The sequence below is a fragment of the Chryseobacterium sp. KACC 21268 genome (assembly GCA_028736075.1).
Classification (GTDB): Bacteria; Bacteroidota; Bacteroidia; order Flavobacteriales; family Weeksellaceae; genus Epilithonimonas.
The window spans coordinates 2964931-2984012 of record CP117875.1; the positions used below are offsets into that span (position 1 = coordinate 2964931).

At 36.7% G+C, this 19082-nt stretch carries 13 protein-coding genes; all 13 read left to right on the forward strand.

Annotated elements, in window-relative coordinates:
- The first annotated feature begins 231 nt into the window (after positions 1-231).
- Positions 232-1659, forward strand: coding sequence for a carbohydrate-binding protein (locus PQ459_13685; protein WDF45950.1), 1428 nt, complete (start codon positions 232-234; stop codon positions 1657-1659).
- A 65-nt stretch (positions 1660-1724) separates the two neighbouring features.
- On the forward strand, positions 1725-4001 hold the full coding sequence (gene bglX / locus PQ459_13690) for a beta-glucosidase BglX (GenBank protein WDF45951.1): 2277 nt from the start codon (positions 1725-1727) through the stop codon (positions 3999-4001).
- A 164-nt stretch (positions 4002-4165) separates the two neighbouring features.
- The gene (locus tag PQ459_13695) at positions 4166-5620 is read left to right on the forward strand and encodes a hypothetical protein (GenBank protein WDF45952.1); all 1455 of its coding nucleotides are present in this window, start codon (positions 4166-4168) and stop codon (positions 5618-5620) included.
- A gap of 91 nt (positions 5621-5711) precedes the next feature.
- Positions 5712-7910, forward strand: coding sequence for a glycoside hydrolase family 3 N-terminal domain-containing protein (locus PQ459_13700; protein ID WDF45953.1), 2199 nt, complete (start codon positions 5712-5714; stop codon positions 7908-7910).
- 101 nt (positions 7911-8011) lie between these two features.
- The gene (locus tag PQ459_13705) at positions 8012-8851 is read left to right on the forward strand and encodes a T9SS type A sorting domain-containing protein (protein ID WDF45954.1); all 840 of its coding nucleotides are present in this window, start codon (positions 8012-8014) and stop codon (positions 8849-8851) included.
- A 684-nt stretch (positions 8852-9535) separates the two neighbouring features.
- Positions 9536-9946 (forward strand): single-stranded DNA-binding protein, encoded by a 411-nt coding sequence (locus PQ459_13710; protein ID WDF45955.1) that lies wholly within the window; start codon positions 9536-9538, stop codon positions 9944-9946.
- Positions 9947-9987: 41 nt separating this feature from the next.
- Positions 9988-11061, forward strand: a complete 1074-nt coding sequence (locus PQ459_13715) for a DUF932 domain-containing protein (GenBank protein WDF45956.1) — start codon at positions 9988-9990, stop codon at positions 11059-11061.
- A gap of 58 nt (positions 11062-11119) precedes the next feature.
- Positions 11120-11563 carry a JAB domain-containing protein gene (locus tag PQ459_13720; protein ID WDF45957.1) on the forward strand — a complete coding sequence of 148 codons (444 nt, stop codon included), beginning with the start codon at positions 11120-11122 and terminating at the stop codon, positions 11561-11563.
- Positions 11564-12522: 959 nt separating this feature from the next.
- Entirely contained in the window at positions 12523-14025 is a 1503-nt protein-coding gene (locus tag PQ459_13725) for a vitamin K epoxide reductase family protein (GenBank protein ID WDF45958.1), read from the forward strand.
- Positions 14026-14161: 136 nt separating this feature from the next.
- Positions 14162-14326 carry a hypothetical protein gene (locus PQ459_13730; protein ID WDF45959.1) on the forward strand — a complete coding sequence of 55 codons (165 nt, stop codon included), beginning with the start codon at positions 14162-14164 and terminating at the stop codon, positions 14324-14326.
- 114 nt (positions 14327-14440) lie between these two features.
- Positions 14441-15277, forward strand: coding sequence for a GLPGLI family protein (locus tag PQ459_13735; protein ID WDF45960.1), 837 nt, complete (start codon positions 14441-14443; stop codon positions 15275-15277).
- A 678-nt stretch (positions 15278-15955) separates the two neighbouring features.
- Positions 15956-16150, forward strand: a complete 195-nt coding sequence (locus PQ459_13740) for a hypothetical protein (protein ID WDF45961.1) — start codon at positions 15956-15958, stop codon at positions 16148-16150.
- A 671-nt stretch (positions 16151-16821) separates the two neighbouring features.
- A complete protein-coding gene (locus PQ459_13745) occupies positions 16822-19014 on the forward strand; it encodes a peptidase domain-containing ABC transporter (GenBank protein WDF45962.1) in 2193 nt (730 codons plus the stop codon).
- The last annotated feature ends 68 nt before the right edge of the window (positions 19015-19082 follow it).

Sequence of the window (19082 nt, forward strand, 5' to 3'; positions counted from 1 at the left end):
TCAGTTTGGAAAACAAATTGGCCGATTCCCGCTTAAACAAAAAATCCAGCTGAGTTTCTTGTAATGAATTTAACCCATTAGAATATCCCTGTCAATCCCTCATTACACGGTGCGTTTGTCAAAAAGTACATTTATTACCCTAATCTAAAATATTTAAGACCCTTTTTATTTTTTATTTATATAAAATTTGTGGCAGATAAAATATAATCAAAATTAAAAACCATTAGAGTTATGAATTTAAAAAATACAGACTTTTTGAAAAGCATACTTTTTCTTTTGTTTTCTGCCCTTTTGTTTTCCTGTGTTGAAGAAGAGATAAGAGAGGTCACACTTTACGACAAGCCACATACGGAAGCTACTGCTTCTCGTACTGATATTAAATTTGGAGAAACTGTAGATTTCAAAAGTACCTCGTTCAAACATCTTACTACAACCTGGACATTTGCTGGAGGTAGCCCCGCTTCATCCGTCAATCCTGATGCTACAGTTGTTTACAGCAATCCTGGCACCTATGATGCGAAATTGGTCATAAAATATATAGATAATACAGTTGAGACAAAATTGTTCAAGATCATTGTTAAAGGTATTGATCCGCCTTTGCCGTATGGTGGAACTGCAGTTACTATCCCTGGTACCATTGAAGCCGAGAATTATAATTTGGGTGGTGAAGGCATAGCCTATCACGATACAGAAGAGCAAAACCTTGCTGTTCAAAACGGAAGTCCACGTTACAGAACAGACGATGGTGTGGATGTTCAAATGGGCAATAGCATCAATAATATCAGCTACACAGAAGCTGGGGAATGGAGCAACTATACGATCACTGTTCCTGCTACGGGTATATATGATTTCGATTTCCGGGTGGCATCTGGTGATGCTTCTGGTGGAAAATCCATTAAACTTCAGCTGGTCAATCCTAATACAGGGGTTGCGACTGATTTAGGACAGACAGGCAATTTCCCAAATACAGGTAGCTATAATACCTACATTTCCAAAAATATTACTGGAGTTAATTTGACAGAGGGTCAAAACACATTTCGTGTGTTGTTCACAGGTCCTAACATCAATCTTGATAAGATCAACATTAAGGTTAGCGTTCCTGCACCACCGATCGATGGCGTTGGAATTTTTACAGAAAAAGATATTTTGAGTTCAAATCCAGGAATAGCACCACCACCGAATGGAGGAAATATGGCGATCACAATCGTTACCACTAATACGAATCACGGTACAAAGGCCTTATGGTATCATTTTGATCCTGCAGGAAATGGTAGCCCACAGAATGGATTTGCCCTTTCGCATATGGACCTGACTGTTTCTCCTTATAACGCAACAGCTTACAACAATTTGAATGTTGCTGTAAAATCCAGTACACCAAAAAAAGTACGAATAAGATTGAATACCAACTCTGGAAACTATTGGGTAACACTTAATCCTGGAAATCCTGCCTATGGGATGTTGTGGGACGGACAATGGCATGAATTGACAATTCCTTTTTCCCAAATTCTGAGAGATGGTAATGGTGCAGCGCTTTCTACTGTACCTGCAGCCAAGTCGAGCATCAAGCAATTTACAATACGTACTGATGACAGCGATTACAGTACTGTGCCGAACTCTTTCGATTATTATATTGACGATATTTACTTTACGCCAAACTAACTTTTGCAAAAAAATTAAAGAAGTAGTATCGAAATGCTCATACTCATCAATATTAAAAATTAGAAATGATCAAAACCACTTTACTCTGTTTTGTTGTCTTCGGTGCTACAAATATTACTGCGCAGAACAAATCGCACCTGGATATAAAAAAACCTCTGGAGGAGCGTATTACATTACTGATGAATCAAATGACACTCGAAGAAAAGGTCGGCCAGATGAATCAGTACAATGGCTTCTGGGAAGTGACAGGTCCTGCTCCTCAAGGAGGCTCATCCAAAATAAAATATGATCATCTCAACAGAGGTCTGGTTGGATCATTACTCAATGTTCGGGGTGTTCAAAAAGTGCGCGAAGTACAAAAAATAGCCGTTGAAAAAACAAGATTGGGGATCCCTCTGATCATTGGCTTTGATGTTATACACGGTTACAAAACACTAAGCCCAATTCCTTTAGCCGAAGCTGCCAGTTGGGATATGGAAGCTATAAAAAGATCAGCTGCCATCGCCGCAAGTGAAGCTGCTGCAAGCGGTATCAACTGGACATTTGCTCCCAATGTGGACGTTACAACTGATGCCCGCTGGGGTCGGGTGATGGAAGGCGCTGGTGAGGACCCGTTTCTCGCCAGTAAGATCGCTGTGGCCAGGGTGAAGGGATTTCAAGGTGATAATTTTTCCGGGACCAATACTATCGCAGCTTGTGCAAAACATTTTGCAGGATACGGATTTGTAGAATCCGGTAAAGAGTACAACAACGTGGATATGAGCTTATCTAGGTTGTACAACTCCGTCTTGCCTCCTTTCAAAGCGGCAAATGATGCTGGTGTTAAGACATTTATGAATGCTTTCAATACGTTGAACGGGATCCCAGCCACCGCCAATCGTTTTCTTCTCAGAGATATTCTCAAAACAAAATGGAATTTCCAAGGATTCGTAGTATCAGACTGGGCGTCTATACGGGAGATGATCTCTCACGGATATGCGAAAGACGGTGCAGAAGCAGCTCACAAAGCAGCAGAAGCAGGCTCTGATATGGATATGGAATCTTACTTATATGTGAACGAACTGGCGAACCTGGTGAGGGAAAAGAAAGTAGACATTGAGGTCATTAACAACGCAGTAAGGAGAATTCTAAGGTTAAAATTTGAAATGGGTTTATTTGAGGATCCTTACAAGTATTGCAACGAAAAAAGGGAAAAAGAAGTAATTGGCAGTATATCTAATCACGATGGTGTTCTGGATATGGCCAAAAAATCAATTGTCCTTTTAAAAAATGACAATGATCTACTGCCACTCAAAAAGTCCGGGCAAAAGATCGCATTAATTGGTGCTTTGGCAAGCGATAAGACAAGTCCTTTGGGTAGCTGGCGAATTGCGGCTGAAGATGATACAGCAATTTCCATTTTGGAAGGGATGAAAAAATACAAAAACAGTCCCGTTACATACGCTCCAGGAACAGCAGTCTTTGCAGGGAAGCCGACTTTTACGAAAGAATTAGAGATCAACACCACTGATAAAAGCGGTTTTGAAAAGGCCATCGCAACAGCAAGACAGGCAGATGTGGTGGTGATGGTCCTTGGCGAGCACGGTTTCCAAAGTGGTGAAGGAAGAAGCAGAACAAATCTCGATCTGCCTGGCAATCAGCAAGAGTTGCTGGAAGAGGTTTTTAAAGTCAACAAAAATATAGTTTTGGTCCTGAATAACGGAAGACCGCTCGCTATCCAATGGGCAGCAGATCATATTCCTGCAATCGTAGAAGCTTGGCAACTAGGCAGTCAAAGCGGTAATGCTATTGCTCAAGTTCTCTATGGCGACTATAATCCTAGTGGCAAATTACCAATTTCATTCCCACGTAACGTTGGACAGGTTCCCATTTATTATAACCACTATAACACTGGAAGACCTACCAATTCAGAGAATAACGTTTTCTGGTCTCACTATTCTGATGTAGATAAGACGCCGCTTTTTCCCTTTGGTCACGGATTAAGTTATACCAAATTTGCTTATACAGGGATGACAATCAATAAAAAGACATTCTCTATCGGAGAACCTATAGATCTATCAGTTTCTGTTACCAATACTGGCAGTGTTGATGGTAAGGAAGTGGTTCAGCTTTACATAAGAGATGTGAGCGGAAGTATTTCCAGACCGGTGAAAGAGCTGAAGGGATTCGAGTTGATATCTCTCAAAAAGGGCGAACAAAAAACCATACGATTCACTTTAAATAAGGAAGATCTGGGTTATTACGACAATAACAGTAATTATCTTTTGGAACCGGGTATGTTCAAAGTATTTGTTGGAACCAATTCTGATCAGCTGTTAGAAACAGAATTCGAATTGAAGTAATAGACTGACCTACCGCACAAGTGTAGAATTCTATCCAATAAAAATATTGGATCGTATCACTTACGTTATTATCTAACACATTTTTAGTGGGGTCTGTAGCTCACCAGCTTAAATAATATTTTCAATTTTTCTTTTATCAATAATAATCTTATAATCTGTCAATTGTGAAAATTAAAGTAAACTGTACGAAAAAAAGTGTCATTGCGCTTATCGCGCTGAATATCAATATGTATTCTGAAATCAAAGCACAGGAAGTTTCAATACCTGAAATTTCAGCAAATCATTATCATAGTGTATTGGCCAGACAGAATGCAGAAGATCCCTTGTGGAAGCCATATGTTGCAAAAACCATCGACCGGCTACCGGGATATCAATTATCAAAAGATCCGGCTATCAATAAATTTGGTGGGTACAAAACATTGCAGCTTAAGGCAACTGGTTTATTCAGAACAGAGAAAAAGGATGGCAGATGGTGGATCATAGATCCTTTGGGTAATCCTTTTATTCACAAAGGTGTTGCTGTGCTCAATCCTGGCAACTCTGAAAATCAGGAAATTGCATTTAATAAAAAATATAAAACCGGTAAAAATTGGATTGCCAAAGAAACTAAATTCCTTAAAAAAAATGGTTTCAACGGTGCTGGTGCCTGGTCGAATGTCGACTTGATCCGTTCATCGGCAAAACCTTTGGTCTATACGGTCATCGTAAGCCCAATGGGAGCTTACAGAGCCGAACATATAAAAAAGTATAATGGTAAATATGAAGAAGCGGGCTGGCAAGGATATCGTTATGATCTGGTGATGGTATTCGATAAAGCATTTGACCGTTATGTCGATCAGGAAATTTCCAAAATCGTAAAATACAAAGATGATCCATTTCTTCTTGGTTATTTTACAGACAATGAACTGCCTTGGGTAGATGATGCTTTGGACAGACATTTGAAATATCTTAACAAGGATGAGGAAGGATACATCGCCGCAAAAAGATGGCTGGATGATCGAAAACAAAAGAATGCATCTTTAGAGGATATTACAGATGCTGACAGACAGGATTTCACAGGTTTTTATTTTGAGACTTATATGAAAAAGGTGACTGCCGCGATTAAAAAATATGATCCAAAGCACCTCTATCTGGGCTGCCGTTTTAATCAAGAGCTGGATGAACTGGACAATCCAAAAATATTTGAGGTGGCGGGAAAATATATGGACATCATTTCCATCAATCATTACAGGAAATGGGAACCCGAACAGCCTGTTTTATCCAACTGGATGGCTTGGTCAGGAAAACCGTTCATCATCACAGAATGGTACACCAAAGGTGAAGATTCTGGTTTGCCCAATAAAACTGGCGCCGGATGGAATGTCCACACACAAAAAGAAAGAGGCTACTTTTACCAGAATTTCGTTATTGAATTGTTGAAAAGCAAAGGTTGTGTGGGATGGCATTGGTTTCGATATCAGGATAATGACCCGGACAATTTAAAAACGGATTACTCAAACCGTGATTCTAACAAAGGTATTATAAATAGTGGCTTTGAATACTATATGCCTCTCATCGACAATATGAAGACCATAAACGATAATGTCTTCGGTTTAACTCAATATTTAGACTCCAAATAGTATTCTTTCAAAGCATTCTGATCTTCTCGTTCCGGAATTTACCGAAAACTTGTCCCCAGAATGGAATTAGCAAAGAAATATAACCTTCGATATGAAAAATATCTTTTACGCAGCAAGCATTCTTGTAATGAGTTGCTCAGCGGCCAGTGCTCAAAAACAGCCACTTTACAAGAACAAAGATGCTCCTGTAGAGAAACGGATCGATGATCTGATAAGTCAGATGACCCTGGAGGAAAAAATAATGCAGATGAACCAATGGACGTATGGGAAAAATGCCAACCCCAACAATATTGGTGAGCAGATGAAAGCCGTAAAACCAGAAATTGGTTCTTTGCTATACAGAAGTACGAACCCAGAATACCGCAACCAAATCCAGAAAAAGGCTGTTAACGAAACACGCCTGGGAATTCCTATTATATTTGGATTCGATGCCATACACGGATACAAAACGATTTTTCCAATTCCGCTGGCACAAGCCTGCTCATGGAATACAGATCTGGTAAAACGATCCAGTGCGATTACCGCAAAAGAAAGCTGGCTGTCAGGATTGGACTGGACTTTTTCGCCAATGGTAGATGTTGCCAGGGATGCCCGCTGGGGAAGGATCTCCGAAGGTTACGGAGAAGACACTTACGCCAATTCAGCTTTTGGTGTTGCTGCCATCCAAGGTTATCAAGGGACGGATCTGAAAGACAAATATACTATTGCCGCTAGCTTGAAACATTACATCGGTTACAGTATGTCTGAGGGTGGTCGGGATTATCACTACAGTGACGTATCACAACAGACCCTATGGGAAACCTTCCTCCCACCTTTCGAAGCTGGCATAAAAGCAGGAGCTGCCACTGTGATGAGTGGTTTCAATGATATTTCCGGTGTTCCTGCATCAGCCAATCATTACACCCTTACGGAAATTCTCAAGAAAAAATGGAAGCACGACGGTTTTGTGATCTCAGATTGGGGATCGGTAAAAAATCTCGTAGTTCAGGGCGTCGCAAAAGATCACAAAGAAGCAACAGAAAAAGCATTGCTTGCCGGCGTGGAAATGGATATGGTCGATAACCTTTACCTGGAATATCTTCCGGAATTGGTAGCTACAGGAAAAATTAAGATGCAGACCATTGATGATGCAGTGAAAAGGATCCTGCGCGTCAAAATGAATCTCGGTCTGTTTGAAAATCCTTACGTCGATATGGTGCCGGAAACTGAGAGATATTTGCTGCCGGACTATCTGAAGATCGCAGAAGAATTGGCTCAGGAATCTATGGTTTTATTGAAAAATGAAAATCAGGTTCTGCCATTGGATTCAAAATATAAAAGCATCGCTGTTATTGGTCCCATGGTAAAAGATTCTGTTCACATCATGGGATTTTGGGAAGGAATGGGTGATCCTAAAGATGTGAATACGATTTTTGATGGATTGACCAAAGAATTTGGTAAGCGATCAAAGATTAATTATGCTATAGGCTGCGATTTTGAAGGCGAGGACAGAAGTGGTTTTTCCAAGGCTTTGGAAGTTGCAAATAAATCAGACATCATACTTGTTTTCCTGGGCGAAAAAAGAAATTGGAGTGGCGAAAATGGCTCCCGTTCCACTATTGCATTACCAAAAATCCAAGAAGATCTTGTTGAAGAATTATCCAAAACGGGTAAACCTATTATTCTGGTGCTTTCCAGCGGAAGACCCTTAGAATTGATCCGGTTAAACAAAATGGCCGATGCAGTATTGGAAATCTGGCAACCCGGAACGATGGCTGGAGCTGCTGTATCTGGAATTCTTTCAGGAAGACACAATCCATCCGGGAAACTTTCAGCCACTTTTCCGCAAACGACGGGTCAAATCCCGATCTATTATAATATGCGACAATCAGCAAGGCCAGACGCTGGACATTACCAGGATATTCCAAGAGATGCATTATATTGGTTCGGTCACGGACTCAGCTATAGTAACTTTGAGTATGGAAAAATAAAACTGTCGAAAAACAAGATCCATAAAGGTGAAAAGATCGTGGCAGAGATAGAAATTACCAACAATGGAACTGTGGATGGGAAGGAAGCGGTACTTTGGTATATCAATGATCCTGTTGCAAACATTTCCCGACCAATGAAAGAGCTCAAATTTTTCGAAAAAAAAATGATCAAAGCAGGAAAAAAGGAGATCTATCGCTTTGAGATCGATCCTGAAAAAGATCTGTCCTACGTAGACAGCATTGGTGAAAAACACTTGGAATCTGGAGATTTCTATATCATCATCAATCATGAGAAGGTAAAATTTGAGTTAACGGACTAATTGTCCAAACATTTCTACCCCTATTAAAGAACATTTTGATTCCTCTACATTTTAAAACAAAACTAATTTCGAACCAGTTAACATTAAAAAAATCATACACTATGAAAAAAATTAATCTTTTAATCATGCTGTTTATTTCAGCAGTAACTTATGCTCAAACGTTCTCGATCTATACAGAGAATCCGAATATTGGAGCAGGTGTCAACTCCTTACGCTTCAGCAATGGATCGGGATTTGCGCTTTCAGAACCTGGCACTGCAACGTATGAAGGAAATAAAAACCTGCTGCTGACCTATAATGGGACAAGCTCATATTTCCACGCCATTATGTTTCCCCGCAACGCAGCCAATACTTCGGATGTGGTGCTGGATCTCTCAGCTTACAGTTACTATAATCTTGCAATTAAAACTTCATCCCCTCATCCTTTTTACATAAGAATACGTGGGAACAATGTTACTGCTAAAGTATTGATTAATCCATCCTCCAACAATTACAATTTCACTAATGACAATCAGTGGCACTTTATGTCTATTCCGCTTTCTGCATTTATTCCCGAATCATCCAGCTTTAGTCTTTCCAATGTTTCAGAAATTTTTGTACTAAGAAGCGAAAATACCATCTCTACAGTCGTTGGTTCATCTAACAATTTTCAAGTTGACAACATTTATTTATCTGCTACCAGTGCTTTATCTGTAATGTCAGGAGAAAAGAATAAACCATTGAGTATTTTCCCTAATCCGGCATCCTCAAAAATTACGATTACATCAGATCAGAATATGGATAAAATATCAGTTTATGACTCTACTGGAAAACGAGCAATCGTTACAGATTCAGGCGAAAAAACGTCGCAAATTGACATTTCAAAACTGAGCAAGGGAACGCATTTCATCTCTGTGGAATCCAAGGGTAAAATAACTACATCGAAATTCATAAAGAAATAGAATATTGAATTTCTTTTATTAAGAGCTGTCTAAATTTTTTAGACAGCTCTTTTTATTTTCTGAAAAGCTTACATCTCCATTTGTAAAGGAAGTGGCTAAGGTTCGTGCAGTGATCTCGATCTCAGACCTGACCGCAGGGGAACCTGGTTGGGAAACCCATATGTAAATAACTACCGCTACCCTCCCATTTCTAACAACTAAGAGTTTCTCTGGTAAAATAACTCTTAGGGATAATAATTCCTTTCTTAATGACAGCCAGCTTGTCATACTATTCGCTAAAAGCACTGATCTGCGTAGTTGTTCTTGATCTAATCAATGAACATATATTTTAACAATGGATGCAAGTTGCCATAATATTACAGAGTAGATCAAGTCATATAAACTAATTTAAATGTAACTCATATTTTCCATAATAAACCGGTAAAAAGGCAGCTAAGGTATATCGGTCATCCATTTCTTCACCCAGCCAAAAGACTACGGCATAAACGGTCTCCTCCCTGAAGGTACCCTCCAATTATTCCGTTTCCTTTTGGCTTTTTCCCTTTGCCCGCTAAAATTATCTGCTTTCTTTTTTCCGGTTTTTCTTTTGAAAAATATTCAGCGAAGCCTGAAAGGCTTTTAGGGAATGGGTCGAAGAGAGGATCGAGAAAAGATCAAAATGTACAATTTTTAAAACCTACGGTTATGAACATTATCGGAAGACTGACAAGGGATGCGGAAGTGCGCAACCTGTCAAATGAAAAACAGGTGGTCAATTTTTCAATTGCCACCAATGACAACTATCGCAACAAGCAAGGCGAACGGATCGAACAGACCACCTATTTTGACTGTGCCTATTGGATCTCACCAAAGATAGCCGACTTTTTAACGAAAGGCACTTTGGTAGAATTAAACGGAAGAGCCTACACCTCTGCATGGATAGGAAAAGACGGAGAACCTCACGCAGGTCTGAATTTCCACACCTCACAGATCAAAGTTCATGGCAGTGGTAAAAGTAAAGAGAGCAAGTCTACTGAGTCGCATAAAAATGATAAAAAGGAAAGCTCTATTTCTAGATCTAGTGACAGCGACAAGGATGACGATTTACCATTTTAAAACCATCAATACAATTTTATAACATCCAAAATTTCAATATCATGGCACACAATTTAAATTTCAACAACAGAACAGGAAAATATTCATTTTTCAGCGTAAAGGAAAAAGCATGGCACAACCTGGGACAGATCGTACAGCACTACCCAACAAGTGAAGAGGCCATCAAATTTGCAGGACTTGACTATGAGGTCGAAAAATCTCCCCTATTTACAAAAGATGCAGGCATTATCGAAAATGACAACGGCATAGAAATGATCGATTCTGCATTGGAAGTTCCCAACTACTTTGCCAATATACGAACTGATAACAACACCGTGTTAGGTGTGGTCGGAAAAGATTACCAGATCGTACAAAACCGCGAAGCTTTTTCATTTTTTGATGCTATAGTAGGCGGTGGAAAAGGAATCTTATACGAGACTGCAGGAGCTTTGGGAAATGGCGAAAGAATTTTTATCACTGCTAAATTACCCGATTATATTCGTGTTGGCAACGGTGACGATATTACAGAAAAATACATTTTCCTGACCACCTCCCACGATGGAAGCGGCAGCATTACCGCCGCATTTACCCCCGTGCGCATTGTCTGTCAAAATACTTTGAACGCGTCGCTGAAAAATATGAGCAATGTGGTGCGGATCAGACACACCGCAGGCGCAAAACAGCGTCTTGAAGATGCCCACAAGGTCATGGGATTGGCGAATAAATTAAGTCAAGAGTTGGAAAGCACTTTCAATCATTGGGCAAATATAAAAGTCGGTGATGATGAGATGAAAAAGCTGATACAATTGGCACTTTGTCCTAACAAAGAAACTTTACATCATCTGCAGAAAGGAAATGTTGCCGATCTCTCAACAGTTTTTAAAAATACCGTCGATGATGCATTTGCTTATGCGATGATCAGTGAAAGCCAGCAGACTGAAACCACAAAGGGAACTTTGTTCGGCGCTTACAATGCCGTTACAGGATATTTCCAGAATGTCAGAAATTACAAGGACAATGAAGCAAAACTCCAGTCCATTGTCTTGGGAGGGACAGCACAATTAAAGTCTCAAAAAGCTTTTGACCTGTGTGAAAATTTTGCCCGATCTGGCGCAGATACCTTGATCTTGAACTGATGAAAATTTTAAATTACGTACGGGAAAATCAAGTCTCTGCCGTATAAGAGCAAAATCAATGAAATTTAATATAGTCAACGAGATAAAATTAAGCTATTCGAGAAAAGGAAATTCTGAAAAATTAGTCGGTAGTTCACGTGATGCCGTGGATGTGTTCCGTCAGCACTTTGACCATGATGAAATGGACTACAGAGAATCTTTTTTTGCCCTATATTTAAATCAGACTCACAAGGTCTTAGGGATAAGGAAAATTTCTGAATCGGGAATTTCTTCTACGGTAGTCGATGTTCGCATCATTATGCAGGCGGCACTCCTTTGTAATGCTTCGGCTGTGATATTAGCACATAATCATCCATCAGGGAATTTGAAACCTTCTGCTGAAGATCTGAAAATTACGCAGAGCATAAAAAGTGCGTCTGAATTTCTAAACATCAAATTACTCGATCATTGCATTCTGACATCAACGGGCTATCTATCATTTGCTGATGATGGTCATTTATAAATGAATTTATATTAATGGCAAAATTCACGGCAATATTTTTATTGTCGTGTATTTTCAGATCGGGCGAAAAGACAATTCCTTCCGGTGGTCGGAAACATCTTTTCGCACTATATATTGATACAACTCTTATGATCGCCCCTCAAAAGACCAGCTGCAACATAACAGTTGTGAGCTTTTGCAGATTTTCATTTTTAATTAAATCTGTGCTGTCAATATTCAATATTGATGGACGAAGTTTTGACTGGAAGTAATACTAAAAAAAGCACTTATGAGATTTTAGAAACAGTCAGCGCAATTTACTATTATGCTAAATCTTACTTAACAAATTTCCATTGAATTAAGACATAACAAATTATTACTACATAAGAACAAAATATGATTATTTTGATGGTCTAAATCCTTTAAATTTACCATTAGTCTCTCAAGAGGCCTTAATAATAGCGGTAGAATTCCCTAATTTCACTAATTGCCGTTTCTTTGTCAGCATCATTTTTATTTGCAATCTCTTGTTAGAACTTACATATGTATATAATTTTTTACAACAAAGACAAAATCCAATATTATACAATGATAAGATTATAGCTTTAAATGTACACATGTGATAATTAAACAAACAATTTCATATAGATATTTGGTCAATTAAGAAATTTTATTTAATTTTAGACAAAACAAAATATTACTTTATAGATTCAAAAAGTAAGAAAAACTGAAAACCACTTAACCAATGAAAAACTTAAAAAAAACTTTCTCGAGAAATTCTCAAGAGTATCTATGGAAGATATGGACCTTGTACTCCGCTTGCTTGCTACCTTACGAATTTGAGACGTCCGGCAAGCTGCATACAAACGATTCTTCTATGTATTGTAGTTCCGCAGTTATAATTTAAATGATCCACGCCCACCCTAATACTAGTAATATTTAAGGTTGGGCATTTTTATGTTAAATTAAAACATTACCATATGCAATTCAGTCATCTACTGGGAAAGCTCAAACTCAACCAACAAGAATTTATATTTCAATTTCAATCTCATCCTCAACATCCCTCAGCACTTGCATTCAGCGATACGCTAAATTTTATGGGTCTTAAAAATGATGCTTATGAATTGGATAAGGATTTTTGGGGGGAATTACCCGCCGAGTTCATTACCATTTATAATAACAATTTTACTTTGGTAAAAATGGAAGATGAACTTTACAGGACTTTTTCCGATAATACTCAAGTTATCACAAAAGATACTCTTTATAAAAGTTCTTCCAATTTTATTTTGCTATTCGAAAATGAAGAAAAAAATAACGTTAATAAGAAAATTAACTATCAATATCTCATTTTATTTTCATTAGGACTTTTGCTGATCTATTCATTTTTACAACTAAAATGGTATGAGGGAATATTCAATACACTTTCAATAATTGGTATCTACATATCTCTCGAATTGTTCAGTGAAAAATTTGGATATGACTCAAATGTAATTAATAATATTTGTGGAGCAACCACTGCCAAAACACAAACATCCTGTGCGAAGATTGTTGACTCGGACAAGACTGATATTTCGGGTTTAAAACTTTCCGACCTTAGTTTAATTTACTTTACAGGACTTTTAATGATCGGAATTTTTCTGCCTTCAACAGGGCTTGTACTAAAAATAGCTTCTGGAATATCATTTTTTGTCATCCTCTATTCACTTTATGTACAGATATTAGTTGAAAAAATCTTTTGTAGAATATGTTTTATTATTAACACATTATTGATTTTGCAAATCTGTTTAAGCAATATTTACTTCACTAATTGGATATCTGGAGGTACTCTATTCTTAAGTGTTTTGGCAATGGGAACATCATTTATTACATTATCATTCATCAATACTATATTGAAGGAAAAGCTTGAATATCATAAAGCAAGTATAAAACATTTAAAATTCAAAAGAGATTATGAAATATTCAGAAGAGAACTTTTGGATCATGAAAAAATCACTTTTATTAATAAAAGGATGTTTTTTTTAGGAAATAAAGAAGCAAAACTTCATATTTCCCTAATATCAAATCCCTACTGTGGCTTTTGCAGAGACGCCCATAAGATCTTAGAAAAACTTTTGCAACAGTATCCAGATGATGTCTCTGCCCAAATTCGTTTCAATTATTCTGCAAAAATAGAAGACAAAAATTTTACAAATCTCATCAACGACTTTGTGTACATTTATACAAGTAGCAAGAATCACTTGTTAGAAGCAGTTGACAACTGGTTTGAAAACCGTAGTGAGAAAAAAATTAGATTACAATATAACCCCGAAGGTGAAATTTCAGACTTGACCGAAATCAATGAAACCAATCTCGAAAATGAAATTAAGGGCTTTAATTTCACACCTATATTTTTGATTAACGGTTATCAATTACCAAAAAAATATGACCGCGAAGAGATATTTTATTTTATTGACGATCTTTTGGAAGAGGAAAATATATGGTGATTTATGTTGAAATCTGAACATAAATATATAATCCAAAAAAAACAGCGGAGTCCGAAAAGCTTATAGAGTAGGAATATTAAAAAGCATTTAAAACATGAAAAATCTCAAAAAACTGTCAAGAGAGGATTTAAAATCAATGGTAGGTAGCGGAGCACAATCTGCTTGCGTTGCTGGCTGCTCAGATGGAACAATGGTATCTATTACTTGTGGCGGCCTTTGCGCTGCACAAGATGGAGTTGGCGTTTCATGCTCAACAGGAGGTTCAAAGGCTTGCCCAAAGGTTATCGATCCCCAAGGTTAATAATTTAAACAATCTTTAAAGCTACCATTTTTTTAAAATTTTGGTTCGATATCAACTTTAAAGATTGTTTTATAATTAGGTTCAAAAAACCATGTTTTTTATGAAATATTAATTATGAAAACTTTTATTTTTTGTTTATTGATTATCATGCCTGTAACTTGTCATTCACAATTTTACAGATTTATATACGAATATTCCTTTGTTAAGGATACAATTTCGCAGAAGAAATTTTCGATGCGATATTATTTAGATATTTCTCCACAAAAAGTAAAATTTTATAATGAAGAGCTTTATCATCTAGACTCGATTCAGAAACTAACCAAGGAAACAACCTCAATGACAGTACCTGCATCAGTTATGGTAGAAAGAATGCTTGGTTCAGATGAAAATATGGCCTATAAATTTATCGACAGCGATTACTATAAGATAAAATCGAAGGACAAATTACGTTGGAATATTGATTCAGAAACTAAAATATATAATAATTTCCCTCTTCAAAAAGCTAATACGAAATATGGTGGAAGACTTTGGACCGCATGGTTTTGTAAGGATATAATTATTTCAGAAGGTCCGTACAAATTTAGGGGATTGCCAGGTTTAATTTTTGAAATCGAAGATGTAGAAGGAAATTTTAAGTTTAAACTCGTAGAAGTTCGTAAAATAAGTTCTGAATATAATACAGAAAATATTTTGGAATCTAATTTTGGAAAAAAGGCATTGGCTGTCTCTGTTGAAAAATATAATAAAATACTAATCGATGCATATAATAATCCTTTTTCAGAACTTAGAACAAAAATGGAAATGGGAGAAGATTTTACATTATCAATCTATGGAAAACAAATAAAAACAGTAAAAGATTTGGATAGCATAAAGAGATTGAGGCAATCGGATATTAGAAAAAATTACAATCCAATAGAATTGGATAAAGCTGTAAAGTATAATTCTAAATAAATAAAATACTATTACAAAGTGGAAATTTAAAAAAGATATATATGAATTTCGATAGCATCATTTTCCAGCTCAGAACGATAAACAGATTCCATTTTCAGCCCCAATCTCATTTGAAATACTCTTTTGCATTAGTATTTACTGCTAAGACTAATTAATGGGTTTTAAAAATTAAATATTTAATCTCAATAAAGCATATTGTATTGAACTTGTTAGAAAAGTAAAAATGCACAGTAATTTTTGTCTAATTATTTACAGAAATAAAAATAAAAAAAATAGCGAAATCCGAAAAGCTTATAGAGTAGGAAAAAATAACAAATATTTTATATGAAAAATTTAAAAAAAATCTCAAGAGATGATTTAAAATCAATCAAAGGTGGTGCTCCTATTAATTCTTGTAAAGCCTACCCTGCCTTATGGTGTTATGATCCTTGTGGTACATGCGTTAGATGCAATACCGTACATTGGGCAGACTGTTAAATTGTACCAATACCGCAATTATTTGTAGACCACTTTAGCAGTCTATTTATCACAAATTTCGACCTTACGTCGTATGGTGATTTACAAATATGTGTCAGACTGAAACAGGTATTAAAACCTGTCATAGACAAAAGGCGTGTATTTATAAAACAGCGGAATCCGAAAAGCTTATAGAGTAGGAAAACCAAAGCAAAATTTTATATGAAAAAATTAAAAAAAATCTCGAGAGAAGGTCTAAAAGAAATTAGTGGCGGTGCGCCTACTCAACCGGGCGACTGGATGTGTGAACCAGGTAAGAAACAAGCAAGATGCGTTGATCCTGTTACTGGAGCAACATCGTGGCAATGTACAGCAAATGGTGATCCTAGATTGTGTCTGAGAGTTGTACCAATTTAAAAGCATTCTATCTAAAAAAATATGAATTATTAAAAGTAAAATAGCAGAATCCGAAAAGCTTATAGAGTAGGAAGACAAAATAAATATTTAACATGAAAAATCTAAAAAAAATATCCAGAGAGAACTTAAAATCTTTTTCTGGAGGAGCACCAACTGTTCCTGTCTTAATTTGCCCGCCATTGACATCACAAGTGAGATGTTTTGACCCTTACAATGGAGCGGTTACATGGCAATGCACCAAGAATGGAGACCCAATGTTTTGTCTGCGACTTGTAGAGCTATAAGAGACAAATTTATTCGATACTATACTGAATAAGGCAGGATTTACTGCCTTATTTTCTAATACATTTTTATATTTAACCTTACTAGATAATAGAGGAAGCTGTAAAGCTTACGTAGTGAGATAACCAAAACAAATATTTTATATGAAAAATTTAAAAAAATTAACAAGAGAAAAATTGAGAGAAATTAAGGGTGGAGATGACCCTATATCGTTAGACTGCGGCGGTCAGACATGCTATGCAACTGAATATTGCAGACAAGACTGTTATGGTGGTTTATTTTGCGCTCGAAAGGGCGTTGTATATCCTCCTTGTAGTTAATATAATTTGTAACAAAATCAGTTGTTATTATTTTAATAACAACTGATTATCGTAAATATTTCCAACGACTTGAAAAGTTTCCCATTCTACCCTCAACCAGATATTAAAGACTGCGGTCCAACTTGTATCCGAATTATCTCAAAATATTATGGCAAAAACATTGCCTTACAGCAGATTCGTGACCTATCAGAAACTACAAGAGAAGGAAGTAGTCTACTTGGACTAAGTGATGCGGCAGAAAATATAGGATTTCGTTCTTTAGGTGTTCAAGTCGATTTTACCACTTTATCTGAAGAAGTTCCATTGCCGTGTATTGTCCACTGGAATAAACAGCATTTCGTTGTAGTATATAAAATTGAAAAAGCTGAAAAAGTATTCATATCTGATCCCAGCTATGGACTAATAACCTATACCAAAAATGAATTTATAAAAAGTTGGATTGGAGAAGATGCCACCGAAGACACAGAAGAAGGTATAGCTCTCATTCTGGAAACAACGCCGGCGTTTTACAGAAACGAATTTGATAACCGAGAGAGTAAAGCCAGCCTCTCATTTCTTTTTAAATACCTTTTAAAGTATAAACCTCTTGTCCTTCAATTGGCAGTTGGTCTATTGGCAGGAAGTTCAATGTCATTAATTCTACCTTTCTTAACACAGAGCATTGTAGATGTCGGTATTCAGAATCAAGACCTGAATTTTATCTATTTGGTATTGCTGGCGCAAGTGATGCTATTTCTGGGAAGGACTGGCATAGAGGTTATTCGAAGCTGGATTCTTCTTCATCTTTCAACAAGAATAAATATTTCTATTATTTCTGACTTCTTTATTAAGCTGATGAAATTACCCATCAGTTTTTTTGACACAAGAATGACCGGGGATATCATGCAACGGATCAATGATCATCATCGCATAGAGCAACTGCTTACAAACTCGTCTTTGAACACACTTTTTTCACTTGTTAATCTGATCATTTTCAGCGTTGTTTTACTGCTTTATGATTACAGATTATTTTTTGTATATCTTATTGGTGCAGTATTGTATATAGCCTGGATTACATTTTTTTTAAAAAAAAGAAAAGAGTTGGATTATAAGAGATTTTCGCAAGTTTCTCAGGAACAAAGCAAAGTAATTGAGATAGTCAATGGAATGCAAGAGATCAAAATGCATAACGCCGAAAAGAAGAAACGATGGGATTGGGAATTTTTACAGGTAAAACTATTTAAGATCCAGATTAAGTCTCTTTCTTTGGAGCAGTGGCAATCAGTCGGAGGAAATTTCATTAATCAGGTAAAAGATATTCTTGTTAGCTTTCTCTCTGCAAAATTGGTATTAAGCGGCAATCTCACTTTGGGTATGATGCTTTCAGTACAATATATCATTGGTCAATTGAACAGTCCTTTACTCCAGTTGGTAGATTTTATCCGCCAAACACAAGATGCAAAGATATCTTTGGAAAGATTAGGAGAAATCCATGATAAAGAAGACGAAGAAAACAAAGATGAACAATATGTAAGCGACATACCACAAGAAGATATTAAAATTGAAAATCTGACGTACCGATATTTAGGTTCAGATTCTTTCGTATTCGAAAATTTAAATCTTTCAATTCCCTATCGGAAAACTACTGCAATCGTAGGCGCTAGCGGAAGTGGGAAGACTACCCTTCTGAAATTATTGATGAAATTTTATGAACTGAATTCAGGTGATATAAAAGTTGGAAATACCAATCTAAAAAATATCTCGCCAAGAATCTGGCGTGATCACTGTGGCGTCGTAATGCAAGAAGGCTATGTGTTTAATGACACAATCGCACAAAATATTGCAGTGGGTGAAGACTATATAAATAAGCCTAAACTAAAGAAAGCAGTAGAGATTGCCAATATCAAAGATTTTATTGAAAAATTACCCTTAACCTACAACACCAAGATAGGCAACGAGGGAGTTGGTATAAGTGGCGGTCAGAAACAAAGACTCTTCATTGCAAGAGCCGTATACAAGTCACCAGACTACATCTTTTTTGACGAAGCTACTTCTGCCCTTGATGCCAACAACGAAAAGACAATTATGGAAAATCTTGAACAATTCTTTAAAGGTAGAACAGCAATAATTATCGCACATAGACTTTCTACTGTGAAGCATGCTGATAAAATAATTGTATTGGACAAGGGCAAAGTTGTAGAAGAGGGTAATCACAAAGAATTAGTTGCTTTGAAAGGTGAATATTACAGACTTGTCAAAAACCAGCTAGAACTAGGTAACTGATTCGTATAATTAAAAATTAATGTTAATTTAAATGAACAACAGCGGAATCTGAAAAGCTTACAGAGTAA

Bases quoted from the DNA above. Each gene is read 5' to 3' on its own strand.
- PQ459_13685 (WDF45950.1), top strand. From the start codon at position 232: ATGAATTTAAAAAATACAGACTTTTTGAAAAGCATACTTTTTCTTTTG.
- bglX (WDF45951.1), top strand. From the start codon at position 1,725: ATGATCAAAACCACTTTACTCTGTTTTGTTGTCTTCGGTGCTACAAAT.
- PQ459_13700 (WDF45953.1), top strand. From the start codon at position 5,712: ATGAAAAATATCTTTTACGCAGCAAGCATTCTTGTAATGAGTTGCTCA.
- PQ459_13705 (WDF45954.1), top strand. From the start codon at position 8,012: ATGAAAAAAATTAATCTTTTAATCATGCTGTTTATTTCAGCAGTAACT.
- PQ459_13710 (WDF45955.1), top strand. From the start codon at position 9,536: ATGAACATTATCGGAAGACTGACAAGGGATGCGGAAGTGCGCAACCTG.
- PQ459_13715 (WDF45956.1), top strand. From the start codon at position 9,988: ATGGCACACAATTTAAATTTCAACAACAGAACAGGAAAATATTCATTT.
- PQ459_13720 (WDF45957.1), top strand. From the start codon at position 11,120: ATGAAATTTAATATAGTCAACGAGATAAAATTAAGCTATTCGAGAAAA.
- PQ459_13725 (WDF45958.1), top strand. From the start codon at position 12,523: ATGCAATTCAGTCATCTACTGGGAAAGCTCAAACTCAACCAACAAGAA.
- PQ459_13730 (WDF45959.1), top strand. From the start codon at position 14,162: ATGGTAGGTAGCGGAGCACAATCTGCTTGCGTTGCTGGCTGCTCAGAT.
- PQ459_13735 (WDF45960.1), top strand. From the start codon at position 14,441: ATGAAAACTTTTATTTTTTGTTTATTGATTATCATGCCTGTAACTTGT.
- PQ459_13740 (WDF45961.1), top strand. From the start codon at position 15,956: ATGAAAAAATTAAAAAAAATCTCGAGAGAAGGTCTAAAAGAAATTAGT.